We start from the raw sequence: 24600 nt of genomic DNA, 5'->3' as shown, positions 1-24600 counted from the left end.
TCGGGATGGCCTGTTGTAAGCGGGCTCTCGGCATCAAAGTTTGTTGCAGCGCAATGTTTGGCACGATTGCACGACTAGCGTTGTTGGAGAAAGGAGCGCTCGATGCGGCACCCCCAACCAGATGACCCGGATATCCCACTGATAGAGTTGATGGCGCTCTGGCCTCAGACGATACCGGTCTTTGTTCGGCACCGGATGCTGTGCGTGGGATGTCTCGTCAGCCCGTTCCACACGGTCACGGACGCTTGTGCGGAATACGATCTCGACGAAGGCGAGTTCCTAGCGGAGCTTAAGATGGCTATCGGAATGGCGTGATCTGTCTCAGCTCTGACTGAGAACCACAAGAGCATGCGGATCACACACCTTGATGCGCTTGCGTCTGCTCTCAACAAGCCCCTGCTTTTCCCAGCCGCTCAACAAGCGGCTGACCGTGTGCAACGTGGTTGCCGTCAATTCCGAAAGATCCTGGCGCGTGATCGGAAAATCAATCTCGATCCCGCCCTCGACTTTGCGTCCGGTCTGATTGATCAGGCGCAAAAGCGCATTCGCCACGCGCTGCTCGACTTGCTGTGTCGCCAGTTCAACGATACGTGTGTTCATCTCACCGACACGGTGGCCCAGAGTGTTGTAAGTCTCGGTGGCAAATCCCTCATACTCGGACACGAATGTATCCCAAAGGCGCGTAGGCCAACTCAGCGCGATAGAATCCGTCGCAGTGATCGCGGTGGCAGGATAGGTCGTCCGCCCAATGGCCTTGGCGATACCCAAAAGTTGACCCGCTGGGATGTGCAGCGCCGTCACTTGTTCCCCGGTTGGCGTGATGCGCACCACCCGCACGTAGCCATCGAGCAGCATATAGAAGCGCTCGGCAGGATGACCTTCGCTGAACACCGCCACGCCGACCTCATAGCGCCGCGAGGTCGCCTGATCCAGAATCGTACGAATTTGACGCCGCTCTAGCCGTGAGAACGGCGGCAGATGCGTCAGCAGGCTTTCGTCAAGCCGCGGCAATGTCTTGCGGGCGGGAAGAGCATCCATGACGCGCGTCATCGCACAGATCCCCGCGCAACGCCACAACCGGATCATCCGGCATCACTGCATCTATCGTTCAGGAGTTTGCGCCAGAGCAAAATCGCAGCGGCGAAATCCGATATTCTTGTGATCAAGCCATAGCGCAACATGAAAGGAACAAGACATGATCCTCAAACTGACAACCGGTCTCGCCCTCGCGGTCCTGATGGCACCTGCGGCCTTCGCAGAAACCTTTGAAGTTCGGATGCTGAACAAAGGCTCGAACGGTGAGCGCATGGTTTTCGAACCCGCGTTCGTTCACGCGGCCCCCGGTGACACCATTCGCTTTCTGGTCGCCGACAAAGGCCACAACGCCGAGATCAACGCTGGGATGTTGCCAGACGGGGCTGACCCCTTTGCCGGCAAGATCAACGAAGAGATCGAGGTCGTGCTTGATGTCGAGGGTGTCTACGGCGTGATCTGCAAGCCGCATTACGCAATGGGGATGGTGATGACCATCGCCGTCGGCGACGTGGACGCACCCGACTCTTTCCTCGAGGGGCGCGTTCCGCCCAAAGCCAAGCAACGCTTTGAAGAACAAATCGGTAATCTCTGACCCATTTTCAGCGCTCGGGCTTAGGCCCTACCGCAATCAACCTCATGGAGGACACCATGACCAAAATCATCAATCCCGGACTTGTTAAAACCAGCCGTCGAAACGTTCTGCGGGGAACTGTGCTCGCTGGCGCAGCTGCTGTGGTCGGGGCCGGAGCAATGGCAGCCTCGCGCGCACCAAGGCTGACTAAGGCCAATACGACATCCGCCAACCTCTACAAGGCCGCCAGCCAACAACTGTCCGAAACCACGGCCAAACCGGCCGATCTCTCTGGCTATACGCGGGTCAGACAAGAGTTGGTCGCACCACCCTTTGCTCCCGCGCACGAGCAGGTTGCCACAGGTGGACCCAAGATCATTGAGATCACCATGAAAACCACGGAACGCCTGATGGTGGTGGACGAAGATACCGGCGCATCAATCTGGGCGCTGACCTACAACGGTTCGGTCCCCGGCCCGCTTATCATCTGCCACGAAGGCGACATGGTCGAACTGACGCTGCGCAATCCAACAGACAGCATGATGGAACACAACATCGACTTTCACGCCTCCACCGGCGCTTTGGGCGGCGGCGGCCTGACCCATGTCTATCCCGGTGAGGAAACCATTCTGCGCTGGAAAGCGACCAAACCGGGCTGCTTTACCTACCACTGCGCACCCGGTGGCGCGATGATCCCTTACCACGTTACACATGGAATGAACGGCGCTGTCATGGTTCTGCCACGCGATGGCCTGAGAGACGGCAACGGCAACCCACTCAACTACGACAGCATCGCCTATATCGGAGAACAGGATTACTACCTGCCGATGGATGAGAACGGCGATTTCCGCAGCTATGAGGCTGCCGGTGACGACTATGCTGACAGCCTCAATGCGATGCGTACCTTGACCCCGACGCATTCGGTGTTCAACGGCGCAGTCGGAGCCCTGACCGGAGAGCGCGCGCTACGGGCCAAGGTCGGCGAGACTGTCTTGATGATCCACAATCAAGCGAACCGCGACTCGCGTCCGCACTTGATCGGAGGGCACGGCAATTTTGTCTGGGAAAGCTCGTTCACCGACGCACCGATGACCGGCATGGAAACATGGTTCGTGCGTGGCGGCAGCGCCGTGGCGGCGATGTACACCTTCGAACAACCGGGCGTTTACGCCTATGTGAACCACAACCTAATCGAAGGCGCGATGCTTGGCGCAACCGCTCACTTCGTCGTCGAGGGCGATTGGGACAACGGATTGATGGAACAAGTCGTCGCCCCCCATGCCTTTGCCACATAACCGGAGAGTTTGACATGACAACCGCCGCCGCAAACCGTCCATCGCTGTTCAGAACGTCCCTTCGTTTCGTGGCACTTGGGCTTTTGTTGGCGACCATCACCGGGGTCGCGCTTACGCAGCGCGGCCCCGAACCGACCTCGGCGCCCCTCATGGCGCATCAGCCGGTGGTGTTTCCAGATGGGCATCTGCTCTACGTGCAGCGCTATGAGGTGACGATTTCTGAGTGGTCCATCTGCGTGGCTCAGGGGGCGTGCAGCCTGCAAGTTCGCGCCCGTCCCGGCCACGATCCGGCAGTTACGCCTGCAACCGGCCTCAGCTATCCGGATGTTCAGGAATACATCGCCTGGATTAACAAGGTTCCGGGCAATTCCTATCGTTTACCGACCATAGAGGAGTGGACTGTCATGGCAGCGTCGGTGCTTCCCAAAACCACCGACCCGGTATTCACCGATCCATCACTGACATGGGCATCGACCTATCTTACCAAGGGCACAGCACCCCGTGCCCTCAAACCCCAAGGCAGCTTCTCAACATCGCCCGAAGGCATTGCAGACCTTGATGGCAGCGTTTGGGAATGGACGCAGGACTGTTACTCCGGGGTCTCCGAAGTTGTGGATCTAGACCGCTGTCCTGCCTTTTTCGTTGGAGGCGAACACGTCGCTGCGATGTCCTACCTCGTCCGCGACCCGGCACGCGGCGGCTGCGCTGTCGGTAGTCCACCGGCCCACCTCGGCATGCGCGTAGTCACAGATCGTCCACTCTAATTCGGCCTGCCTTCGGCTCCTTTCGAGCGAGGAGAAAGGGGACCGAACCGTCCGCGGTCCGCGATGTGCAGACCAGACCCTTGCCAAGTGTAAGGCCCTTTGGCACGGGCCGGTGTTGCCCTCATGTGGGGTGACCGCTTGGTCCCGTAGCTCGCGCACTTGCCCGATGTTATGTCATCTGTCTCATTCATCACGAAAGTTCAGATCACCTCGCGGCCCTTGTCCCCCAATTTGAGACCCCAAGCACTAACCTGCATCCGCGTAAGGCCGACCCAGTTGATTTAGCTTGCAAAGGTCGCGGCACACCTGTGGCAGGGGGTGGCCGTTGCGCCTTTGACAACCGTTCGCGGACACCCAAGAGCGCTTCATTGCCGAAATGTACTCTTAAATTGGCGGGGTATCGCCGAATCGCTGACACAATCGACACTGTTCCGCCACCTGGCCTTGACGGACCCAGTCAGAAGGGCCTTTTCATGTAAGGCCCGGCGCGGCGCAAGTCTTCTTATCTTTCAATGCGAGGAAACGACATGACCGGCAAATCTCTGAAATCGACGACGGCGATCATGATCGCCCTCTCCCTGCTTCAACCCTATCCCGTGGTGGCACAATCCAATTCGGACGCACAAGCTGTGCAAGAAATCCCAATTCAAACTCCCGAAGAAATCTGCGCCGAAGCGCAGATCCTTGATGAGTTGACGTGTGATCTGCACATTGCCGAACTCAAAGCGACGGCCGCAAGCGAATCTGAGACACAAGCCGCCTCTGAGGAGCAGCCGGCCGAAGACCCAGAGGTGCCGGCCGAAGCAGAAGCAGCGCCGGAAACGCAAGCCGAAGCAGATGTTGCGGCCGAAGCCGCTAAAGAAGCAGAGGCACAAGCCGAAGCAGACGCCGCAGTAGAGGCGCAAGCCGCTCAAGACAGCGCTGCTGAAGCAGAGGCTGCCGCAGAGGCAGAGGCCAAAGCCGCAGCGGAAACACAAGCCGAAGCAGACGCCGCAGCAGAGGCGAAGGCCGCTCAAGACAGCGCTGCTGAAGCAGAGGCTGCCGCAGAGGCAGAGGCCAAAGCCGAAGCGGAAACACAAGCCGAAGCAGACGCCGCAGCAGAGGCGCAGGCCGCCCAAGACACCGCTGCTGAAGCAGAAGCTGCCGAGGCAGAGGCCGACGTCGCAACTGACACTAATGCAGCAGAGGCGAATGAGGACGCAGAGGCAACGCCCGAATCTAACGCGCAAACCTCTGCCGAAACTCAAGACGCACAAGAAGCAGACGGCGAACCAAGCACAGAGACCCAATCAGCAGAAGACGAGCCTGCTGAAAACACGCTTCCCATTGCCGAGAGTGGGTCTACCCAAGCCCTTGCCGCCGAAACAGACAGCGAACCATCCGCTGACGTGACGACCGAGACTGTGACCGAAGAAACAAGCCGTTCCAGTGACGAAGAGTTTAAGGCCGACGCCCCTGACGCGGCGACCACATCCGCACAAACCACTGCGGCACAGGCCAATAACGACAACGGGATGAGTGATTTGCAACGTGCCGGATTGGTCGCCCTTGGCGCGGCGGTCGTGGGCGCGCTCGTGTTGAACAACAAGCGGGTAGAATCGAACACAGGCGACCGGGTTGTCGTTGTCGATGAGAATGACGAGTACCAAATCCTCAAGGACGACGATGCCCTCCTGCGCCAACCCGGATCAGAGGTTCGCACCGAACGCTTCAGCGACGGATCAACCCGCAGCAATGTGATGCGCGCCGATGGCTCTGAAATCATCACCATCCGCGATGCAACTGGCCGCGTGCTGCGACGAGTACAGGTTGACCCCGACGGGCGCGAGTATCTGCTGTTTGACGACACCCGCAGCTTTGAGCCGGTCGAGGTCCGCAACCTGCCCAAGCCCGCCTATGACTCCTTCGACTATCAGGCCGCCAGCGACCGCGACGCCCTGCGACGCGCCCTGCTTGCCGCCGATCGAGGCGACATCGACCGCACATTCAGCCTGCGTCAAGTGCGTGAAACCGTCGAGGTCCGTCAAATGAGCCCAGAAATCAATCTGCAGAATGTCACTTTCGCCACTGCCTCCGCGGCGATTCAGCCTTCTCAGGCAGAAAATCTGCGCGAGATGGGGGTGATGATGCGCGATCTCATTGCGGAAGACCCGACTGAATTGTTCCTCATCGAGGGCTATACCGATGCTGTCGGCGCACCCGGTTACAATCTGCTGTTGTCTGATCGCCGCGCGGAATCTGTGGCCTTGGCCTTTAGCGAGTATTTCGACGTGCCTGCAGAAAATATGGTTGTCCAAGGCTATGGAGAAAGTTACCTCAAGATCCCCACTCAAGAGGCCGAGCGATTGAACCGCCGTGTCGCCGTGCGCCGGATCACGACGCTGGTTCAGAACGCAGCGCGGTAAAGGAACAAGAGATAGGGAACGCGACCATGAGAACACCCCTGACGTTTATCGTTCCTTGCGGTCTGCGCTCCCTAGCCGCTTTGGTAAGCCTGAGCGTCGGTAAGCCTTGCGAGGCTCAATGCGCCTCTGCCCAGTTCACACCCTGTCCCGCATCCACGACCAAAGGCACATCGAGATGCACCGCCGGGCTTGCCGCTCCCTGCATCACATCGCGCGCAATCTCGATCAGCCTGTCTGTAGCCTCTTCGGCCACTTCAAAGATCAACTCGTCATGGACCTGCAAGAGCATCTTGCAGGGCAGCCCTTCAATCGCGTCCGGCATTCGGATCATCGCGCGGCGAATGATGTCGGCGGCGCTGCCCTGAATCGGCGCATTGATCGCCGCACGGCGGGCAAAACCGGCGCGCGGACCTTTGGCAGAAATCTCGGGGGTGTGGATCTTGCGGCCAAACAGAGTCTGAACATAGCCGTGTTCCTTGGCAAAGGCGACCGTCGCGTCCATGTAATCCTTGATACCCGGAAAGCGTTCGAAGTACCGGTCGATAAAGCCTTGGGCCTCGGACCTCGGGATGCGCAGGTTGCGCGCGAGGCCAAAGCCCGAAATCCCATAGATAACCCCGAAATTGATCGCCTTGGCCTGGCGGCGAATCTCGGGCGTCATCTGGTCCAGCGGCACATTGAACATCTCTGATGCCGTCATGGCGTGGATGTCATGCCCCTCTCTGAATGCCTGCTTGAGCGTCTCTATCTCCGCCACATGCGCGAGAATGCGCAGCTCGATCTGGCTGTAGTCGAGACTGACAAGGCGGTGGCCAGACGCGGCAACAAAGGCCTCGCGGATACGGCGGCCCTCCTCGCTCCGCACGGGGATGTTCTGCAGATTGGGATCGGTCGAGGCGAGGCGCCCCGTGTTCGCCCCTGCTTGGACATAGGATGTATGAACCCGTCCCGTATCCGGGTCGATATGATCCTGAAGCGCATCGGTATAGGTCGATTTCAACTTGCTCAACTGCCGCCAATCAAGCACACGCGCTGGCAACTCGTGTTCGGTCGCGAGGTCTTCAAGCACATCTGCACCGGTCGCATATGCCCCGGTCTTACCTTTCTCCCCGCCCGAAAGGCCCATCTCATCAAACAGGATTTCCCCCAATTGCTTGGGCGACCCGACATTGAAGCTACGCCCCGCTAGCTCGTGTATTTCAGACTCTAACGCTGCCATTTTCTGAGCAAACTTGCCCGACATGGCACGCAGCGTAGCGCGATCAACCTTGACGCCGTAGCGTTCCATCTGGGCCAGAACCGGCACCAAAGGGCGCTCTAGCGTTTCATAGACCGTCGTAACGCGGGCGCGGTGGAGTTGCGGCTTGAAGGTCAGCCAGAGACGTAGCGTGATATCTGCGTCCTCAGCGGCATATTTCACCGCCTCATCAACCGGCACACGGTCAAACGTCACGGCAGTTTTGCCAGACCCAAGCAGTGATTTGATCGGAATCGGCGTATGCATCAAATACCGTTCTGACAGCGCGTCCATACCATGACCATGCAGCCCCGCATGCAGCGCATAGGACATCAGCATCGTGTCGTCGATCGGCTCGACCGTAATACCGCGCGCGGCAAATATCTTGGCGTCGTATTTCATGTTTTGGCCGATCTTGAGGATGGCATGATCCTCCAGAACCGGCTTAAGGGCGGCGAGGGCATCTGCAACCGGCATTTGCCCCTCTGCCATTTTGTCAGACCCAAAGAGATCATCCGCCGCGCCGTCCTTATGCGTCAGCGGGATATAACAGGCCCGGCCCGGTGCGATGGCGAGGGATATGCCCACCAAATCAGCCTGCATTTCATTGAGCGAGGTGGTTTCGGTGTCAACCGCCACATAGCCCTGCGACCGGATCGCTGCGATCCACGCGTCGAGGCTCTTTTGATCCGAAACGCGCTCGTAGGTTTCAGGCTCTATTGCAGGCCAATCCGCGACGGATTGCCCCTCATCCGCCGCTTGCTGTGGCTTCGGTTCAGGAATGGTAGGTGCGTCTTTACCCAAGGCATCCGCGATGCGTTTCGACAGGGTGCGAAACTCCATCTGCGCCAGAAAGCACAGTAAAACCTCCGGATCAGGATCGCGCACCTCGAGATCGTCAAGCGTGAACTCAAGCGGTGTGTTGCAGTCGAGCTGCACAAGCCGCTTGGACATCTCGATCTGATCGCGCTTTTCAATTAGGGTGTCGCGGCGCTTCGGCTGCTTGATTTCCCCGGCGCGGTCCAGAAGCGCCTCCAAAGAGCCGAATTCGTTGATCAGGAGCGCCGCAGTCTTGATCCCGATCCCCGGCGCGCCCGGCACGTTATCGACACTATCCCCGGCCAAAGCCTGCACATCGACCACGCGATCCGGGGTCACGCCGAATTTCTCACGCACGCCGTCGACATCAATCAGCCGGTTCTTCATTGCATCCAGCATCTCAACGCCGTTACCGACAAGCTGCATCAGATCCTTGTCAGACGAGATGATCGTCACGCGCCCACCCAGATCGCGCGCCTGACAGGCGAGCGTGGCGATGATGTCATCCGCCTCAAAGCCCTCGATTTCTTCACATGCGATGTTAAAGGCGCGGGTCGCCTCACGAGTCAGCGGGATCTGCGGACGCAGGTCCTCGGGCATCGCCTCGCGATTGGCCTTGTACTCGGGATAGAGATCGTTGCGGAACGTGTGGCTGCCCTTGTCGAAAATCACCGCCACATGGGTCGGCGCGTCAGGACCGTTATTCCCTTCTACATAGCGTTGCAGCATGTTGCAAAAGCCTGACACCGCCCCGATGGGAAGTCCGTCGGATTTGCGCGTGAGCGGTGGCAACGCGTGATAGGCTCTGAAAATGAACGACGAGCCATCAATCAGATGCAGGTGACAGCCTTTTCCGAATTGCATGGTCATGAGAGCCCCGCTCAACAGTTTGAATTACGTCTGACGGTGTGCCACGAAGTGCCCGCCACTTCCAGACAGTTCATGCTCTGCCATGATGTCGCCACATTTTCCCCGAATTGGCGACACAGTTTTTCCAACTGCCCCGTAGATCAAACCGCCTCGACTTGACACACTGGGGTTGCGGAGGGCGGTCTGCCCAAGTTTTTCAGTGATTTTAAAGTAGTCGTTTCAGGCCCTGTGCCTCCGCACGAAATTAAACCCGCAGCGCCGGTCAGGCGCATTTTGGCCGGTAGCCGCAGATCAGCGGAGGCGCAAGATGGCAAAACCAGCCCCAAAACCCAGAGAGCCCGGACCGGCATCCGGAATACCCCTGAAACCCATTTCAACACCAAAGATGATCTTTAAAGATTTTGCATCCATCTGACACCGCGGTTCACCGGCACGGATAGGGCATAGGTTCAGCCCGTTCCATGACCAGAATGCGATGCAACTGACGTGTTGTCAGGTTTCCCAGAATGACAGTTCGGCCGATCACGAAACCAGGCGAGCCATAAAAGCCCAGTTGCCGGGCCAGCCTCGCGGATTGGTTCAGCCTCTGTGCTACTCGGGTAGAGTTCATATCATGCAAGAGACGGTCTCCGTCTATGCCCTGATCGGCGGCCAATTGTCTGAGATAAACAGCTTTTCAAATGTCGCGACTAACGCGAGGTGCTTGATCTGTTTCCGCAGGGCCCGCTCCGCCTGATCCAAACCCACCAAGTGGAATGTGTCTTTGCCAATATCGATCCCTAGCGACATCAGTTCATCAAAGTCGTTCTTCGCCATGCTACTTCTCCTGTTTGCAGAAATAGGCTCAGCCTAACCTGCCGGGTGAAGCAGCCGGTACATTCCACTAGCGGACCTTGGTGCCTATTGCGGCGGAGGTCCGGTTCGAACCCATTTTGGCGAATGCTGCATGTTGTTCAAAAGTCGGCTTTGGGTTCGAAATAAATCTCAAATTAGCTTTACGTTATAAACCGAGCGCGACGGGACCGGCTAATCGAATAGCCTTCATCGTGAACGCCGCACTGAGGCGTCCCATCCTTCCAAAAAATTGCTCTTTTTGAGATTGTCGAGATAGGTTAGCAGACCAGGCCCGAGGCGAATGGGCAGGAAACTACCCTTTTGCGCACGCAATTGAGAGAAGGCCCAGCTTTCGATTTCTGCGACCTCGAGGATCGGAATGAGTTGCGATTGGGTTGCGACGACGTGCTGTCCGTCTTCGGAGATCAAGAATCTTACAAAGAGTTCGGCAGCTGCAGGATTGGGTGCGATTTTGGGTATAAACGCACTGCGGGCCATGACAAGATTGTAATCCGACAAGAAGTGCACCCCCACGCGTGGGTCTTGAGCGGCCAGAGACATCGCATAAGAGCCAATCACGTTGATCGCAAGCGAGATTTCGCCTGATGCGGTCGCCGCCACCATATCCGAGGTGCAACAAAATGTCCGAACGCCACTTTGACCAAGGATCTCGGTGATCCGCTGCGACTGCATCCCCTGTTCGGCATCTTGGGTGGCAAAAAGATAACCAATTCCAGAGCCGCGAAGGTCATAGATGCCGATGCGCCCTTCCAGCGTTATTGCGTTGTCGCGAATAAAATTGGCCAGTTCACGGTGTTCTTTGGGCAGATACTCGGGGGTAAATAATTCGCTGTTGTAGATGATAACGGCTGGTTCGAAAGTAAAACCAAAAAGTTCGGAGCGCCAAGTGGACCACTCTGGCAGAGCTTCGGCTTCGGGCATATCGAGCCGCCGCGCAATACCCCGGTTAACCAGATCGACCTGTAGGTTCATCGCCGAGCTGATAACCACGTCAGGTGCCGCACCAGCCAACATTGCCTCGTGCAGCGCAACCGTCTGGTATTCTTCATACACAATCGTCACACTGGGATTGCGCGCTTCGAATTCTGCGATAACAGGGGCCATCGCGGGGGTGTCAGTGGCGCTAAATATTGTAATCGTCTGCGCAACTGCCCCGTCGGGCACAACCAATCCTAAAGCCAAAGCGATGATGATAAACAGTGATGTGGCGGCACGCCCGATGGCTCTTGGAAAAGCGATCATCACGGAAAGACCCCCTTTGCGCGCGGTCCCGAGGCGCAACTTCGCGTGATGCCCATCGACGACCGCCTGCACGATCGCACGGCCCAAGCCCGATCCGGCGGTGTCTTGCCGCATGGATGTAAACCGCTCTGTGGCGCGTGCACGGTCAGCTTCGGGAATCCCGGGTCCCGCGTCTTCGACCTTCAGCGCCAATGCATCATCTTCGATGCCCAGTGTGATGTCGATCGTGTTGTCGGGCGGACCATGGCGGATCGCATTGTCGATGAGGTTGCGCAGGGCTTCGCGGATCGACAGAGCGTCCGCAATAACTATGTCCTCCCCGTCCGCAACCTGATCCGCATCAAAGGTCACAATGATTTTGCGCATACGACTGTCACGGAGCATTTCGGCAACTGTGTCACGGACAACAGGTTTTAGGGCGATCGGTTTCAATGTCGCGCGGTCGGACCTGTGGATCACCATAGCATTCGCCAAAAGCTGATTGGTCAAACGCACAGTCCGCTCGGCTTGCAGTTCGGCCCGGACAAGACGCGCATGCATTTTCTTCGGATCCTTGGAGTCGACCGCCAACGACAAATGGCCTTGGAGCGCAGACAGCGACGTGCGGATCTGGTGCGCGACATCGGCGATAAAGCCTTCGGTCAGTTTTAGGTTTCGGTCAAGGCGGACGATAAAGCCGTTGATCGCGTCAAAGAGACCGCTGATTTCACTCGGAGAGGCCTCCTCGACAGGGGTGAGGTCGCCGGGCGAACGCGCGCTTAAATCGGCCTCGATCTGGCGCAAAGGAGAAAGCGCGCGCCGGATCGCAAGCCAGACAAACCCAAGGCCGATCAATGAGATGCCGGCCAAGCCCGTCATTCCGTTCAAGAAAAGAGACAATTGCTGCGCGTGCCTTGCTTCAAGGGTCTGGCCGATCTGGACTGCAACCCAAAGTCGCCCATCTGGCGAATTCATCTGACGCCCCTGTAAGACGAAACGGAATGGATCGCCATAAGGTGCATCAAAAAAGACCGGTGTTGCCTGCAACGCCATATCCGAAGGAACCGGCAGATCAGTGGTGCCTGTAATCACCCCCGTATCAGGCGAAAAAACCCGGTAGACGACCCGGTCATCGGGCGCGAGTGCGAGGATTTCCATGGCCGAAGACGGCAGGTCGATCGAAGGGCCATTAGGACCGGGTGATACGCGCTCCAAGATAGCCAACGCCGCCCCCGCCAGTAAGAGGTCGTAAGTCCGGTTTGCGGCCCCGCGTGCATAGTTCCAAAGCAACAGCGAAATGATCAATAAAAGGGCCATAAATCCCAGCGCCATCAGCGACAAAAGGCGACGTTGAAGTGAATAGCTGCGCGTTTTACTCGTCATCGGCAACATAGGCCATATAGCCTAGGCCACGAGCGGTTTTGATCACGAGTGGCGTATCATGCAGTTTGCGGCGCAGTCGCGTGACAATCTGTTCGACGGCGTTCATGCTTGGGCTTTCGTCAAAACTGTAAAGTTTGTCTGCAACCTCCTCCTTGGTCAGCATCCGGCCAAGGTTGTCGATCAATATCTCAAGCAGTTGGACTTCGCGGGCGCGAAGATCGACATCTTTTCCTGCAACAATGGCACGCTTTGCTGCTCTGTCGAAAGACAGCCCGCCTGCAACAAAGATATTGCTGGCTGTTCCAGAGCGTCGGCGCGCAAGGACGCGGCATCGGGCAAGCAATTCCCTAAAATCAAAGGGTTTGACCATATAGTCGTCCGCACCTGCGTCCAAGCCGACCACTCGTTCGTCGATTTGGGACCGCGCCGTCAGGATCAGCACAGGCGTGGCATCGCCGCGGGCGCGCAAAGAGCGCAGAATTTCATATCCGCTTTTGCCTGGTAGGTTGACGTCCAGTAGGATGATATCAAACAGGGAGTGGCGAAGCAGGTCGTTGGCCTCGTTCCCGTCGCTTTCACGGTCTACACAATGGCCTTCGGCCCGCAGACGATCAACGATCGTGCCGGCCAATTCTTCATTATCTTCGATCAAGAGGATCCTCATAGTCATAGTCTATGAGTCAAGGTGTGTTTGCGATAGCCGTTTTGTTGCTGTCAGCTTCGCGTCAGTTTTGAGTCAGCCTTGCCACAGAAACAGCTCAGGTTTTTGTCAGCATCACTCTGTAGGGTCCCTTCGTGGTGGGACAAACCCGCTTGTCTCAAAAGGGAGGAGACCCCAATGACTTTGATCCGCCTCTGCGGCGCGTTTGCCGTTGCCGCAACTCTGGCTGTGCCAGCTTTTGCCGAAATCACTCGACCAGAATGTGTCGCACCTGCGAACCCAGGTGGTGGTTTTGACCTGACTTGTCGTATTGCGCAAACAGGCTTGGCGCCACAGTTGGGAACCGCAATGGAAGTAAGCTTCATGCCCGGCGGTATCGGCGCAGTTGCCTATAGCCTTTTCAACACCACGCGGACCGACGACGCAAGTGCAATTGTTGCATTTTCGACGGGTTCGCTTTTGAACATTGTGACGGGCAAATACGGCGAGTTTGATGAGAATGATGTTCGCTGGGTGGCAACTGCCGGTGCTGACTTCGGCGCTGTAATCGTGCGTGCAGATAGCCCATATCAGGACCTGAGCGCGCTTATGGCAGACTTTAGCGCGGATCCTGCATCGGTTGTGATCGGTGCCGGTGGATCCGTTGGCTCACAGGATTGGATGAAAGCTGCGCTATTGCTGCGTGGTGCTGGTGGCGATCCAAGAGCGATGCGTTATGTTGCGTTTGATGGCGGCGGCGACGCGATCGCAGCACTTTTGGGTGGTTCCATTGGCGTCTACACTGGCGACATGGGCGAAATGACCGCACATCTCGAAGCCGGCACAATGCGCGTTCTTGCGTCGATGTCTCCGGCGCGCCTTGACGGTATCTTCGCAGAGATCCCAACCGCAAAAGAGCAAGGCTTTGATGTCGAATGGACCATCATGCGTGGCTTCTACATGGGCGGCGACGTTTCTGACGAAGACTATGATGCTTGGGTTTCGACATTCGAGGCAGCTTACGCAGCGCCAGAATTCGCGACAGTGCAGGCAGAAAAAGGCCTGTTGCCGCTTAATCTCGCGGGTGACGACCTGACTGCTGCAATCTCGACCAACATGGACCTTCTGCGCACAATCAGCACAGAAGCAGGCTTGCTCAACTGATCTGACTAATCCGATCGGCCGTCGCCCAAGTGGCGGCGGCTTGTCGCTATTTTGCCAAGGAGGCAGTCCATGGCCGACCGTCTTTTCGCCAGCTTTCTGCTGATCGTGACACTAGCCTACGCTTATATCGCGTGGACGTTGATCCAAGCGCCGTTCCAATACGACCCTCTGGGTCCCGAAAGCTGGCCGCGCATTCTTGCCGGAGCCGCTATTCCTTGCATTCTGTATATACTTTGGCGTCCGGACGCCGAACCCTTTGCGGTTACAAAATACACTTGGTTCAGGATCGCCCTGATGGTGGTGTTGCTGTTTGCTTATGCCGAACTCTATGAACCGCTCGGCTTCATCATCTCGACAATTCTCTTCGGCTCGATCGTTGCCCTGACGCTAGGCGCGCCGCGGCTTGGGGCCTTGGCCTTTGGCTTAGGAGTAGGCGTGTTTGGCTATTTGCTCTGTTTCACGCTCATGGGCCTTAATTTGCCAGAAGGCGAAACGGTCGAGGCTGCACTAGAATTCTTTCGCGGGGACGCTGAATAATGGATGCGATTCTTTCAGGCCTGTCGACGGGCTTTTCCGTAGCACTTGACCCCTTTAACCTCTTGTTGGTGATGGTCGGCTGTTTCCTTGGCACGCTCATTGGCGCACTTCCGGGGCTTGGGCCAATCAATGGCGTCGCGATCCTGCTTCCGATCGCCTATGGCCTAAACTTCCCGCCCGAAAGCGCGCTTATTTTGCTCGCCGGTATATACTACGGCGCAGAATATGGTGGGCGAATTTCTTCGATCCTGCTCAACGTGCCTGGTGATGCGAGCGCAGTCATGACGACCCTTGACGGTCACCCGATGGCCTTGCGCGGCGAGGCTGGCAAAGCCCTATCTACTTCGGCTGTGGCAAGTTTTATCGGAGGCACGATTGCGGTCGTCCTGATGACACTCTTTGGTCCGCTCCTCGCATCCGTCGCCGTTGGGTTTTCACCTGCGAACTACGTGGCGTTGATGGTCTTTGCATTTGCATCTCTGGCCTCACTCGTTGGCAAAAGCACTGTCAAGACATTGCTCGGCGCCCTCATCGGGCTGATGCTGGCCACCATTGGCATCGACGCCAATACTGGCGTGCCGCGCTATACGTTCGGGATTCCTGACCTGCTTGCAGGCATTGACTTCCTGATTGTCGTGGTCGGCTTGTTCGGGATGGCCGAACTGCTCCACCTGGTAGAACAGCAAGTGAAAGGGACGCTCAAGTCCTTGCCTGTCGACAAAAGTTTTGTGCAGGCCGCCGATATCATTAAGCTGCGCTGGACAATCCTGCGGTCCTCTTTGATCGGCTTTATCATCGGCGTCTTACCTGGCACCGGCGCTTCGGTCGCCTCAGCGGTTGCTTATGGCACTGAAAAGCGTCTGGCGGGACCGGAGGAAGCGAAGAGCTTTGGTACTGGCAACATTCGCGGTCTTGCCGCCCCCGAAGCGGCAAATAACGCAGCTGCGGGCGGGGCGATGGTTCCAATGCTGACGCTTGGTATTCCCGGCTCGGGGACCACGGCGATCTTGCTGGGGGCACTCTTGATGTTCAACGTGCAGCCTGGTCCGCTCCTGTTCACGCAAAAGCCAGAGATTGCATGGGGCCTTGTGGCGTCCATGTATATCGGCAACGTCGCCCTTCTAGTGATCAACTTGCCACTCGTCGGTCTGTTCGCACGGCTGCTAACGATCCCGCACCATTATCTGACGCCGCTGATTGCGATCCTTGCGTTCATTGGAATCTATACCATCGTGGGCAACCCGCATGATCTGTTCCTGATCACGGCCTTGGGGGTGTTTGGCTGGTTCCTGCGCAAGCTGGAGTTCTCACTGGCTCCAGTCATTCTCGGCTTTGTCTTGGGGTCGCTGTTTGAAAACAACTTGCGCCGCGCTTTGTCGATTTCGGGCGGCGATTGGGCGATCCTGACAGAGGATTGGACAAGTCTTGTTCTTTATATCCTTGCGTTCGCAGTGGTATTTGCTCCGATTTGGTTGTCCCGCAGGGCACGTCGTGCCGCCGCTGCTTAGTAAGTTGAAGCCACATGTCGTCGCCCTCACCCTTGGTGGGGGCGGTGGCGTTCTGGCTCTTGGCCTTGGCCTTCCAGCAGCAGCTTTGATCGGGTCCACTCTTACGGTTGCGGTGGCAGCAGTTACTCCCATCTCGTTGGCCGTTCATCAACGCCTCCGCGACCTAGCATTTTGCGTGATCGGCATCTCACTGGGCGCCGGGGTCGAGGCTGAAGCACTTAGCCAAATTGGTGCTTGGTCAGTCAGCCTCACTATGTTGCTGGTGTGCCTCTGGACGACACTTATGACGGGCGCGCTTTTGTTAAAGAGACTTTTCGGGATGGACAGCGATACCGCCATTCTCGCAACGAGCCCCGGAACGATGTCAAATGCAATTGCGCTTGCGCTTGAAGGACGAGGAGACGCGACGACCATCCTGATTTTACAAATGTTCCGCTTGCTGGTCCTCGTGTCGGTCGTTCCACCCGTTGCCATGCTACTGGATGCAGACGGAATTTTTTTACCAATGGCATCGATGGGCCTTTTACCTCTCGCTCTGCTTGTTTCTACGGCACTGTCTTTGGGACTTTGGGGTTCGCGCATGGGCATCCCTGCGGCGTGTTTGTTGTTTGGAATGTTACTGAGCGCTGGCGCCCATGTCGCGGGATTGGCGCAAGGACCCGCGCCCGTCTGGGCGGTTAACGCGAGCTTCATCATTACCGGAGCAGCGTTGGGTGCGAGACTGACCTCCATCAAGCTTTCCAAGCTCATGCAATTATCTGGGGCAGGGCTTTTGCTGGTAGGATCAGCGGTCGTGGTGTCGCTCTGCTTCGCCGGTATCACTCACGTCTTTACGGGATTGCCTCTTGCACAAATCTGGATCGCATTTGCGCCCGGCGGGGTCGAAGCGATGGCGGCAATTGGTTTGGCATTAGGCTATGACCCTGCCTACGTCGCAATACATCATTTCGCCCGAATTCTGCTGCTGGTTATTTTGATCCCAATATGTCTGAGACGCTTTGATCCATAAGATGAGAGCAGCTATCTAAATACCTTAAAAGGGGTCCGTTGCCTTAACTTGGCGACGCAGTAGCTTGGTCTCTTTTTCGATGATGGAGGAGCCGATGGGGCAAGGTAAGACTCCGTTCACACGGCACCGGTTTCCTCGTGAGATCGTCCGTATGGCAGTGCGCTGGTAGTGTCGCTACCCGTTGCCGTACAGGGATGTGCGCGACATGTTGGCCGAGCGCGGAGTGACGGTCGATGCCTCTACGATCCATCGCTGGGTTCGCAAGTTCGGCCCCGAGGTCCGCAAACGGGCTTATGGCGCACACCGCTCGTGGCGCGGGCTGCAGTGGCATGTCGACGAGACCTATATCCGGGTCGGCGGACGTTGGTGCTCTCTAGGGCGAGCCGTCGACCAAATTGGCCAATTGATTGACTTTCGCCTGACGGCAAGGCGCAATGCCAAGGCAGCAAGGGCTTTTCTGCGGCAGGCGCAGGAGACTGTCCGGGACCTGCAGGATCGAGGTCGCGAATGAGATCGACTTTGTGGCCAAACTCTTCACTGAAGCCGCGTGAAGAACACCGCCGCCCGCTCTCAGCACGCAAAGGCTAAGTTATTGCAACGGACCCGTCTCAACAAAAATCCGAACATCCATGATAGGCCCCGCCTCATTCCAAAACCCCAGCGCATCCCATCGGCCACCAAGTTTTGCCCACTCCCACAGGTAGAACCCAGTCGCTGGCCGTTGAAATTTTTCCCAAATTCGGACCTGTGTCGGCCAAGATGATCGGGTTGGCTTGCGGTGTGGGAGAGGTATGCGACTAATCCAACTCACGGACTTCGCGAACCCATGTCACAATGGTCTTTCGTGACCCTGCACTCATCTGGATCGCATTGGGTGGGGGCATCGCGTGGCTCAGCCCGGCCTGCATATATATCTGCTCGGCGTGGCGGGCCACGTCGCTTTCGGTTTCAAGAAACACGTTTTTGGGTGCCCAATGCAGCCCGCCCCAAGACGGCTCGCGTGCATGACACATCGAGCAGTTGCCCACAACGGCGACATAGGCATCCTCAAAGCTCTCGGCGGCTGCGAACTTCTGTTCATAGGGTGTCAGAGTGCGGGCTTCTGCCGCGTCAAAGGTGTCGTCGCCAGAGAAGGTTGAAAGCCATGCGATCAGCACCATCAACAGCGTTGTAACAGCCCATGTCCAATGCGGGCCCGTGCCAGTCTTGTGCAGAGTGTTGAAATAGTGTCGGATGGTCACGCCGGTCAGGAAGATCAGCGATGCGATGATCCACGCATACTCCGTGGCGAAGGCCAGCGGATAGTGGTTGGAGAGCATCAGGAACACGACCGGCAAAGTCAGATAGTTGTTATGGGTTGAACGCAACTTGGCGATTTGGCCATATTTGGCGTCAGGCATCCGACCCGCCTTGAGGTCAGCCACCACGATACGCTGGTTCGGCATGATCTGAAAAAACACATTGGCGGTCATGATCGTTGCTGTGAACGCTCCCAGATGCAAGAGCGCGGCACGCCCGGTAAAGATCTGGTGATACCCCCAGGACATTGCGACAAGAATGGCAAACAGCAGCAGCATCAGCACCGTCGGCCGCGCGCCAAGGCGGGATTTGCACAAACTGTCATAGGCCAGCCAGCCAACCGTCAGGGAACCGCCTGAAATAAGGATTCCTTGCCAGAGCCCCAGGTTGGCCTTGGTCGGGTCGAGCAGATAAAGCTCGCCGCCCACCCAATAAAGCATCATCATAAGCGCCGCACCCGAGAGCCATGTCGCGTAGCTCTGCCATTTGTGCCAAGTCAGATGCTCTGGCATCCGCGCCGGCGCCACAAGATACTTGACCGTGTGATAAAACCCTCCACCATGCACCTCCCATTCCTCGCCATGCGCCCCTTCGGGCAGGGCGGCGTTCGGTTTCAGCATCAAGTCAAGCGCGATGAAATACAACGATGCGCCGATCCATGCCATCGCCGTCACCACATGCAGCCAGCGAACGGAAAAGGCGATCCATTCCCAAAGAATTGCGAGATCGTACATTGCCAGCCTCCCGAGTGTCAAAGTCCCGAGCACTCTAGGCGAGATCGAATTGCTCTGGTATGGCTAAGAAAAGCCAAGCAGCATCAAAAAATCCAGAACAATGTCCTATCTCGACAATATCCGCACCTTCGTCCGAGTCTATGAGCTGGGGAGCATGTCCGCCGCCGGGCGCGATCTGCGAATTTCCCCCGCTGTCACCTCCTCGCGGATTTCACAACTGGAAGAGCATCTCGGCGTACGCCTCTTTCAGCGCACAACCCGCAGTCTGACACCGACGGAACAGGGGCAATCCTTTTACAGCGGCGCGAGCGAAATCCTGGAGGCGGTCGAACGCGCCGAGGCGCAGATTGTCAACATGACAGAAAACCCGAAAGGGTCGCTCTACGTGGCGGCGCCTCTGGGTGTTGGCCGCCGGCTGATAGCGCCCCAAGTGCCTGAATTCCTGCAAGCCTATCCAGAGGTCAAGGTGCGGCTCAGACTCACCGACCGCAAGGTCGATCTGACAACCGAGGGGTTGGATCTCGCTTTCTTCCTTGGCCAACCCGAAGACAGCAACCTACGCATCCGCAAGATTGCGGATGTCGCACGCATTCTCTGCGCCTCGCCAGATTACGTTGCAAAAAGAGGACTTCCCGAGAGTGGTGACGACCTGATCGCGGACGGGCATGAGTGCCTCAATCTGCGCTTTCCGGGCGCGACCGAGTTTCAATGGCTGCTCTCGACCCCCGATGGCCCAAAGCGATTTCGCGTTTCCGGGCGCTGCGAATCCGACGATGGTGATGTGCTGACAGATTGGGCATTGGCAGGGCAGGGAGTTGCGCTGAAACCGATCTTCGAAATTGCCGAACACCTGAGGGCCGGAGCCCTCATTCCGGTCGCGACCCGCACCCCACCGGAGCCGATCCAGATGGCGTGCCTCTTTACGCATCGCCGCTGGCAAGACCCAAAAACGCGTCTCTTCATGGAATTCATGGTCGAGCGTATCGCGGCCATGATCAAGGCCGCGGAAACTTTGCGTTAGCTGCCGCGATACGTAGAATAGCCAAAGGGCGATAGCAGAAGTGGCACATGATAATGCGACGCCTCCGACATGCCAAAACGGATTGGAATGACGTCGAGAAAGCGCGGTTCTTCCGGCGGGGTATTGCAGGCCATGAGGTAGTCCCCGACGTGGAACACAAGCTCATATGTGCCCGTGGCAAACTCATCCTTTGGCAGAATTTGCCTGTCAGTGCGCCCATCCCCATTTGTCTCAAGCGTTCTCAGCAAAACCCGTCCTGCGCCTTCGATCCGGAAAAGCTCGATTTTCAGCCCCTCAGCGGGGCAGCCGCGTGCGGTGTCGAGAACATGCGTCGTGAGATAACCGGTCATTCTGAAGCCTCCTCAAGCTCAGATGCTTCTAAACCGGTTGCCGCATGTGAGGCAAATCCACTCTGCCAAAACACAGCTTCGCATTTTTTTTGAAAAACATCTCAGATTTTCTGGTTTATGAATAGATCGGAACAGGAGAACCATGGCATGACACGATATCCACGAGACATGACCGGCTATAGCGAGCACGCTCCGGTCGCCAACTGGCCCGACGGAGCGAAAATCGCCGTCCAGATTGTTCTCAATTACGAAGAGGGCGGCGAGAACAACATCCTGCACGGTGACGCCGCCTCGGAAGCGTTCCTGTCCGAAATCACCGGCGCCGCCCCATGGCCGGGGCAGCGGCACTGGAATATGGAATCGATCTACGAATATGGTAGCCGGGCGGGCTTCTGGCGCGTGCACCGCCTGTTGAAGGATCTGCCGGTCACCGTCTACGGCGTCGCCACCGCGCTTGCACGCGCGCCAGCGCAACTTGCGGCGATGAAACGAGCGGAATGGGAGATCGCAAGCCACGGTCTGAAATGGATCGAACACAAGGACATGAGCCCCGAGGAGGAGCGCGCGCAAATTCGCGAGGCAATCCGCCTGCACACCGAGGTTGTGGGGACCCCCCCGCGAGGCTGGTATACCGGACGATGCTCCATGAACACGGTCGACCTCGCTGCAGAAGAAGGTGATTTTGCCTATATCGCCGACAGCTATGCGGATGATCTGCCCTATTGGGTGAGGGCCGGCGGCAAGGATCAGTTGATTGTTCCCTACACCATGGATTGCAACGACATGCGCTTTGCGATTCAGGCCGGATACACCACAGGTGCGCAATTCGAAACTTACCTGAAGGACAGCTTCGACATGCTCTATGCCGAGGGGCAGGCCGGCGCACCCAAGATGCTTTCGATTGGTTTGCATTGTCGCCTTGCCGGGCGTCCGGGCCGGGCCTTGGCTCTCAAGCGCGCGCTTGATCATTTCCTCGCCCACGAAGGTGTCTGGTTCGCCACACGCGCGCAGATCGCCGACCATTGGGCAAAAGAGCATCCGCCAACGCGGGCCCTGCGCCCCTCTGCGATGGACCGACAGGGGTTTGTTGCTGCGTTTGGCGGAGTCTTCGAGCATAGCCCGTGGATCGCAGATGCGGCCTATGATCTTGAACTCGGTCCAACCCACGACAATGCGGCAGGGGTGCATAATGCCCTTGCCCGGATCTTCCGTTCCGCAGCCGAAGACAAGCGCCTTGCTGTTCTGATCGCCCATCCTGATCTTGCTGGCAAGCTGGCGGCGGCGGGCCGCCTCACCCGCGAGAGCACGACAGAGCAAGCCGGGGCCGGGCTCGACATGCTGACGGACGAAGAGCGGTCCACCTTCACCGCGCTGAACGATGCCTATACCGCCAAGTTCGGCTTTCCCTTCATCATCGCGGTGCGCGACCACAGCAAGGCCTCGATCCTGTCGACCTTCCAGCGTCGAATAGAAAACGATCGTGCCACCGAATTCGCAGAGGCCTGCCGTCAGGTCGAGCGCATCGCGGAAATTCGGCTGCAGGAGATTTTTGCTCAATGACCGAGATCGTTAAAATCCGGCCGCTGACCGGAGAGGCGTTTGCGCCTTTTGGCGACGTTCTCGATACGAGTGGTCCGCCCGACTTGATCATCAACGCTGGGATGTGTGGTCGCTTTCATGATCGCGCACGGCTCGATTTTTCCGATGGCCGCGCCGGCATCAGCTTGTTCAAAGCCGAACCGCGCAGCCTGCCCTTCAGGCTGGATCTTGTAGAACGCCACCCCGACGGCAGTCAGGCGTTTCTGCCGATGACCGACGCGCCGTTTCTCTTGGTCGTCGCCCCCGACGTGGATGGCGGACCGGGCCAACCGCTCGCCTTTCTAACTCTGCCGGGGCAGGGCGTGAACTATCATCGCGGCATCTGGCACGGCGTTTTGTGCCCCCTGGCAGAGCCGGGCCTCTTCACTGTCATCGACCGCATCGGCACGGGGCCGAACCTTGAGGAGCACTGGTTCGACCGCGAGATCATCGTGACGCAATGATCGCGAAAGCGATCATTTTCCGGATCGCTCGTCGCCATCGCACCGCACATCGTTACAGAACCTTAGACAATCGGGATGATCCATGAGCAACAAATACTTTGCACCCCACGGGGGGCACCCCGGACAAGACCAACTTCTGACTGACCGCGCCGTGTTCACCGAGGCCTATGCGGTGATCCCGAAAGGCACGATGCGCGATATCGTGACCAGCTTTCTGCCCTTCTGGACAGAGACCCGCCTCTGGGTGATCGCCCGGCCCCTGAGTGGCTTTGCCGAGACCTTCTCGCAATACATCATGGAGGTGCAGCCCGGTGGCGGCTCGGACCGTCCCGAGACTTGTGCGCAGGCACAAGGTGTGCTGTTTGTGGTCGAGGGCACAGCAACGCTCAACGTGAACGGCACGACCTACACACTGACGCCAGGCGGCTATGCCTACCTGCCGCCGTCCAGCGGTTGGACCCTGCACAATCAAGGCGACGCGCCCTTGCGCTTTCACTGGATCCGCAAGGCCTATGAGGCCGTTGAGGACCTTGATGTACCGGATGTTCTTGTTCTCAACGAAAATGACATCACGCCCACGCTGATGCCGGGGACCGATGGGAAATGGGCAACGACTCGGTTTGTCGATCCCGCCGACTTGCGCCACGACATGCATGTGACTGTGGTGACATTCGAACCGGGCGCGGTAATCCCCTTTCTGGAAACGCATGTGATGGAGCACGGCCTCTATGTGCTCGAAGGCAAGGCGGTTTACCGGTTGAATACCGATTGGGTCGAGGTCGAGGCAGGCGATTTCATGTGGTTGCGCGCCTTTTGTCCGCAGGCATGCTATGCTGGTGGTCCAGGCCGCTTCCGCTATTTGCTCTACAAGGACGTGAACCGGCACATGCCGCTGCGTCCGCCCGGAGCCTTTCGCGACATCTGAGACACCTCAGGCAAAATAGCGTTTACACTGCCGCGCGATATACTCGACGAAAAGCCGCACCTTGGGATCCTGAAGCTTCTTGTGCGGATAAAGACAGCCAAAGATCGTCGGCATCGGCGGCGTGTCGGGGAGAACCTCGACCAGCCGTCCACTTTCCAGATGCTCACGGATATCAAATCGTGGTTTGTTCACGATCCCTCGACCCGCTAGCGCCCAATCGGTCAGAACGTCGCCGTCGTCGGCGTCATATTTGCCCTGGACGTCAAGCCTGCGCGCTCCCATATCCGTGCGCAATGTCCAGAAATACTCTGGCGACCTCGGGTATCGCAGCAAGAGACAGTTATGGCCGTGCATTAGGTCGTCCGGCGTCCTGGGTATGCCAGCCCGCGTCAGATAGCTTGGCGCGGCACAAAGCACACGATCACAATCAGCGAACTTGCGCAGTTTCATGGTGGATTCGCCGGGGTCTCCGACAAAGAACGCAACATCCTGACCGTCGGCAAGAATATCGACCTTGCGATCCGACAGCCGCATTCTAATCTCGGTTTCCGGATAGCGGTCGGTGAATTCCGGCACCAATGGCGCAACGATCCTGCGCCCGACTCCGAGCGGTGCGGTAATACGAATTGCGCCCCGAGGCACTTCAGAGAAGCTCGCCACGCGTGCCTCGGCATGGTCGAGCGCGAGCAGCACGGCTCTGGCTTCCTCGTAAAAGACCGTGCCCACCTCGGTTGGCATCATCGACCGGGTGGTCCTGTTGAAAAGCCGCACACCAAGGCGTTTCTCGAGTTCCTTCAGGCGCTTGCTGGCTACTGCCGGGGTCAGCCGCAGATCACGGCCACCCGAGGTAATGCTGCCCAATTCCATGACCCTGACAAAGACCCGCAAGCTCTCTATATACGACATACACTTTCTC

21 protein-coding genes and 2 pseudogenes are annotated in these 24600 nt (G+C 57.8%); 14 read left to right on the top strand and 9 right to left on the bottom strand.

Features of this window, described 5'->3' with window-relative positions:
• The first annotated feature begins 102 nt into the window (after positions 1-102).
• A complete protein-coding gene (locus tag ROS217_RS06265; RefSeq protein ID WP_009816847.1) occupies positions 103-315 on the top strand; it encodes a DUF1858 domain-containing protein in 213 nt (70 codons plus the stop codon).
• A 6-nt stretch (positions 316-321) separates the two neighbouring features.
• On the opposite strand, the gene ROS217_RS06260 is transcribed toward ROS217_RS06265, so the two are convergent.
• Positions 322-1011: a Crp/Fnr family transcriptional regulator gene (locus ROS217_RS06260; protein WP_040651179.1), complete on the bottom strand. Its 690-nt coding sequence runs from the start codon at positions 1009-1011 to the stop codon at positions 322-324.
• Between the two features lie 184 nt (positions 1012-1195).
• Between ROS217_RS06260 and ROS217_RS06255 the strand changes: the two genes are divergently transcribed.
• The 4 genes from ROS217_RS06255 (at position 1196) to ROS217_RS06240 (ending at position 6070) form a co-directional block, all read left to right on the top strand.
• Positions 1196-1627 carry a pseudoazurin gene (locus ROS217_RS06255; RefSeq protein ID WP_009816845.1) on the top strand — a complete coding sequence of 144 codons (432 nt, stop codon included), beginning with the start codon at positions 1196-1198 and terminating at the stop codon, positions 1625-1627.
• 56 nt (positions 1628-1683) lie between these two features.
• Positions 1684-2901, top strand: a complete 1218-nt coding sequence (nirK, locus tag ROS217_RS06250) for a copper-containing nitrite reductase (RefSeq protein ID WP_040651177.1) — start codon at positions 1684-1686, stop codon at positions 2899-2901.
• 14 nt (positions 2902-2915) lie between these two features.
• Positions 2916-3665, top strand: coding sequence for a formylglycine-generating enzyme family protein (locus ROS217_RS06245; RefSeq protein ID WP_009816843.1), 750 nt, complete (start codon positions 2916-2918; stop codon positions 3663-3665).
• Positions 3666-4192: 527 nt separating this feature from the next.
• A complete protein-coding gene (locus ROS217_RS06240) occupies positions 4193-6070 on the top strand; it encodes an OmpA family protein (RefSeq protein ID WP_040650397.1) in 1878 nt (625 codons plus the stop codon).
• A gap of 115 nt (positions 6071-6185) precedes the next feature.
• Here ROS217_RS06240 and polA read toward each other — a convergent pair whose 3' ends face one another.
• From polA to ROS217_RS06220, 5 genes and pseudogenes are all read right to left on the bottom strand, one after another.
• On the bottom strand, positions 6186-8996 hold the full coding sequence (gene polA, locus ROS217_RS06235; RefSeq protein ID WP_009816841.1) for a DNA polymerase I: 2811 nt from the start codon (positions 8994-8996) through the stop codon (positions 6186-6188).
• 424 nt (positions 8997-9420) lie between these two features.
• Positions 9421-9606, bottom strand: coding sequence for a hypothetical protein (locus tag ROS217_RS24975; protein ID WP_368072257.1), 186 nt, complete (start codon positions 9604-9606; stop codon positions 9421-9423).
• 59 nt (positions 9607-9665) lie between these two features.
• Positions 9666-9812: pseudogene (locus ROS217_RS06230) on the bottom strand (IS110 family transposase); the annotation flags it as partial.
• A 225-nt stretch (positions 9813-10037) separates the two neighbouring features.
• Complete coding sequence (locus ROS217_RS06225) at positions 10038-12464, bottom strand: sensor histidine kinase (RefSeq protein ID WP_040650395.1); 2427 nt, start codon at positions 12462-12464, stop codon at positions 10038-10040.
• Positions 12445-13119, bottom strand: coding sequence for a response regulator transcription factor (locus ROS217_RS06220; RefSeq protein ID WP_009816837.1), 675 nt, complete (start codon positions 13117-13119; stop codon positions 12445-12447). Before ROS217_RS06220 ends, ROS217_RS06225 begins: the two co-directional genes overlap by 20 nt.
• Before the next feature lie 174 nt (positions 13120-13293).
• Between ROS217_RS06220 and ROS217_RS06215 the strand changes: the two genes are divergently transcribed.
• From ROS217_RS06215 to ROS217_RS06195, 5 genes and pseudogenes are all read left to right on the top strand, one after another.
• The gene (locus ROS217_RS06215) at positions 13294-14259 is read left to right on the top strand and encodes a Bug family tripartite tricarboxylate transporter substrate binding protein (protein WP_040650393.1); all 966 of its coding nucleotides are present in this window, start codon (positions 13294-13296) and stop codon (positions 14257-14259) included.
• A 69-nt stretch (positions 14260-14328) separates the two neighbouring features.
• Entirely contained in the window at positions 14329-14796 is a 468-nt protein-coding gene (locus tag ROS217_RS06210) for a tripartite tricarboxylate transporter TctB family protein (protein ID WP_009816835.1), read from the top strand.
• On the top strand, positions 14796-16304 hold the full coding sequence (locus tag ROS217_RS06205) for a tripartite tricarboxylate transporter permease (RefSeq protein ID WP_009816834.1): 1509 nt from the start codon (positions 14796-14798) through the stop codon (positions 16302-16304). The genes ROS217_RS06210 and ROS217_RS06205 overlap by 1 nt, the downstream gene beginning before the upstream one ends.
• Positions 16222-17313, top strand: coding sequence for an AbrB family transcriptional regulator (locus ROS217_RS06200; RefSeq protein ID WP_254656378.1), 1092 nt, complete (start codon positions 16222-16224; stop codon positions 17311-17313). The genes ROS217_RS06205 and ROS217_RS06200 overlap by 83 nt, the downstream gene beginning before the upstream one ends.
• Positions 17314-17407: 94 nt before the next feature.
• Positions 17408-17797: pseudogene (locus tag ROS217_RS06195) on the top strand (IS6 family transposase); the annotation flags it as partial.
• A gap of 313 nt (positions 17798-18110) precedes the next feature.
• Here the strand turns inward: ROS217_RS06195 and ROS217_RS06190 are convergent.
• Positions 18111-19346: a urate hydroxylase PuuD gene (locus ROS217_RS06190; protein WP_009816831.1), complete on the bottom strand. Its 1236-nt coding sequence runs from the start codon at positions 19344-19346 to the stop codon at positions 18111-18113.
• A 100-nt stretch (positions 19347-19446) separates the two neighbouring features.
• On the opposite strand from ROS217_RS06190, the gene ROS217_RS06185 reads away from it, so the two are divergent.
• On the top strand, positions 19447-20367 hold the full coding sequence (locus tag ROS217_RS06185) for a LysR family transcriptional regulator (protein ID WP_009816830.1): 921 nt from the start codon (positions 19447-19449) through the stop codon (positions 20365-20367).
• On the opposite strand, the gene uraH is transcribed toward ROS217_RS06185, so the two are convergent.
• Positions 20364-20717 (bottom strand): hydroxyisourate hydrolase, encoded by a 354-nt coding sequence (gene uraH, locus ROS217_RS06180; protein ID WP_009816829.1) that lies wholly within the window; start codon positions 20715-20717, stop codon positions 20364-20366. The two genes, ROS217_RS06185 and uraH, sit on opposite strands and share 4 nt — an antisense overlap.
• Before the next feature lie 147 nt (positions 20718-20864).
• Here uraH and puuE point away from each other — a divergent pair, with 147 nt between their 5' ends.
• From puuE to ROS217_RS06165, 3 genes are all read left to right on the top strand, one after another.
• Positions 20865-22277: an allantoinase PuuE gene (gene puuE / locus ROS217_RS06175; RefSeq protein WP_040651173.1), complete on the top strand. Its 1413-nt coding sequence runs from the start codon at positions 20865-20867 to the stop codon at positions 22275-22277.
• Positions 22274-22759, top strand: coding sequence for an ureidoglycolate lyase (locus tag ROS217_RS06170; RefSeq protein ID WP_009816827.1), 486 nt, complete (start codon positions 22274-22276; stop codon positions 22757-22759). Before puuE ends, ROS217_RS06170 begins: the two co-directional genes overlap by 4 nt.
• Positions 22760-22841: 82 nt before the next feature.
• Complete coding sequence (locus ROS217_RS06165; protein WP_009816826.1) at positions 22842-23684, top strand: bifunctional allantoicase/(S)-ureidoglycine aminohydrolase; 843 nt, start codon at positions 22842-22844, stop codon at positions 23682-23684.
• A gap of 6 nt (positions 23685-23690) precedes the next feature.
• Here the strand turns inward: ROS217_RS06165 and ROS217_RS06160 are convergent, their stop codons facing one another.
• Positions 23691-24590 (bottom strand): LysR family transcriptional regulator, encoded by a 900-nt coding sequence (locus ROS217_RS06160; RefSeq protein WP_040650390.1) that lies wholly within the window; start codon positions 24588-24590, stop codon positions 23691-23693.
• Positions 24591-24600: the final 10 nt, after the last annotated feature.

Origin of the sequence: Roseovarius sp. 217 (assembly GCF_000152845.1) — a bacterium.
Classification (GTDB): Bacteria; Pseudomonadota; Alphaproteobacteria; order Rhodobacterales; family Rhodobacteraceae; genus Roseovarius.
This window is presented reverse-complemented; position numbering and strand designations above follow the sequence as displayed.

Coding starts and splice junctions, on each gene's coding strand:
- ROS217_RS06255 (WP_009816845.1), top strand. CDS start 1,196: ATGATCCTCAAACTGACAACCGGTCTCGCCCTCGCGGTCCTGATGGCA.
- ROS217_RS06225 (WP_040650395.1), bottom strand. CDS start 12,464: ATGTTGCCGATGACGAGTAAAACGCGCAGCTATTCACTTCAACGTCGC.
- ROS217_RS06245 (WP_009816843.1), top strand. CDS start 2,916: ATGACAACCGCCGCCGCAAACCGTCCATCGCTGTTCAGAACGTCCCTT.
- ROS217_RS06210 (WP_009816835.1), top strand. CDS start 14,329: ATGGCCGACCGTCTTTTCGCCAGCTTTCTGCTGATCGTGACACTAGCC.
- ROS217_RS06215 (WP_040650393.1), top strand. CDS start 13,294: ATGACTTTGATCCGCCTCTGCGGCGCGTTTGCCGTTGCCGCAACTCTG.
- uraH (WP_009816829.1), bottom strand. CDS start 20,717: ATGACCGGTTATCTCACGACGCATGTTCTCGACACCGCACGCGGCTGC.
- polA (WP_009816841.1), bottom strand. CDS start 8,996: ATGACCATGCAATTCGGAAAAGGCTGTCACCTGCATCTGATTGATGGC.
- ROS217_RS06240 (WP_040650397.1), top strand. CDS start 4,193: ATGACCGGCAAATCTCTGAAATCGACGACGGCGATCATGATCGCCCTC.
- ROS217_RS06170 (WP_009816827.1), top strand. CDS start 22,274: ATGACCGAGATCGTTAAAATCCGGCCGCTGACCGGAGAGGCGTTTGCG.
- ROS217_RS06165 (WP_009816826.1), top strand. CDS start 22,842: ATGAGCAACAAATACTTTGCACCCCACGGGGGGCACCCCGGACAAGAC.
- puuE (WP_040651173.1), top strand. CDS start 20,865: ATGACACGATATCCACGAGACATGACCGGCTATAGCGAGCACGCTCCG.
- ROS217_RS06190 (WP_009816831.1), bottom strand. CDS start 19,346: ATGTACGATCTCGCAATTCTTTGGGAATGGATCGCCTTTTCCGTTCGC.
- ROS217_RS24975 (WP_368072257.1), bottom strand. CDS start 9,606: ATGAACTCTACCCGAGTAGCACAGAGGCTGAACCAATCCGCGAGGCTG.
- ROS217_RS06205 (WP_009816834.1), top strand. CDS start 14,796: ATGGATGCGATTCTTTCAGGCCTGTCGACGGGCTTTTCCGTAGCACTT.
- ROS217_RS06265 (WP_009816847.1), top strand. CDS start 103: ATGCGGCACCCCCAACCAGATGACCCGGATATCCCACTGATAGAGTTG.
- ROS217_RS06220 (WP_009816837.1), bottom strand. CDS start 13,119: ATGAGGATCCTCTTGATCGAAGATAATGAAGAATTGGCCGGCACGATC.
- ROS217_RS06160 (WP_040650390.1), bottom strand. CDS start 24,590: ATGTCGTATATAGAGAGCTTGCGGGTCTTTGTCAGGGTCATGGAATTG.
- nirK (WP_040651177.1), top strand. CDS start 1,684: ATGACCAAAATCATCAATCCCGGACTTGTTAAAACCAGCCGTCGAAAC.
- ROS217_RS06185 (WP_009816830.1), top strand. CDS start 19,447: ATGTCCTATCTCGACAATATCCGCACCTTCGTCCGAGTCTATGAGCTG.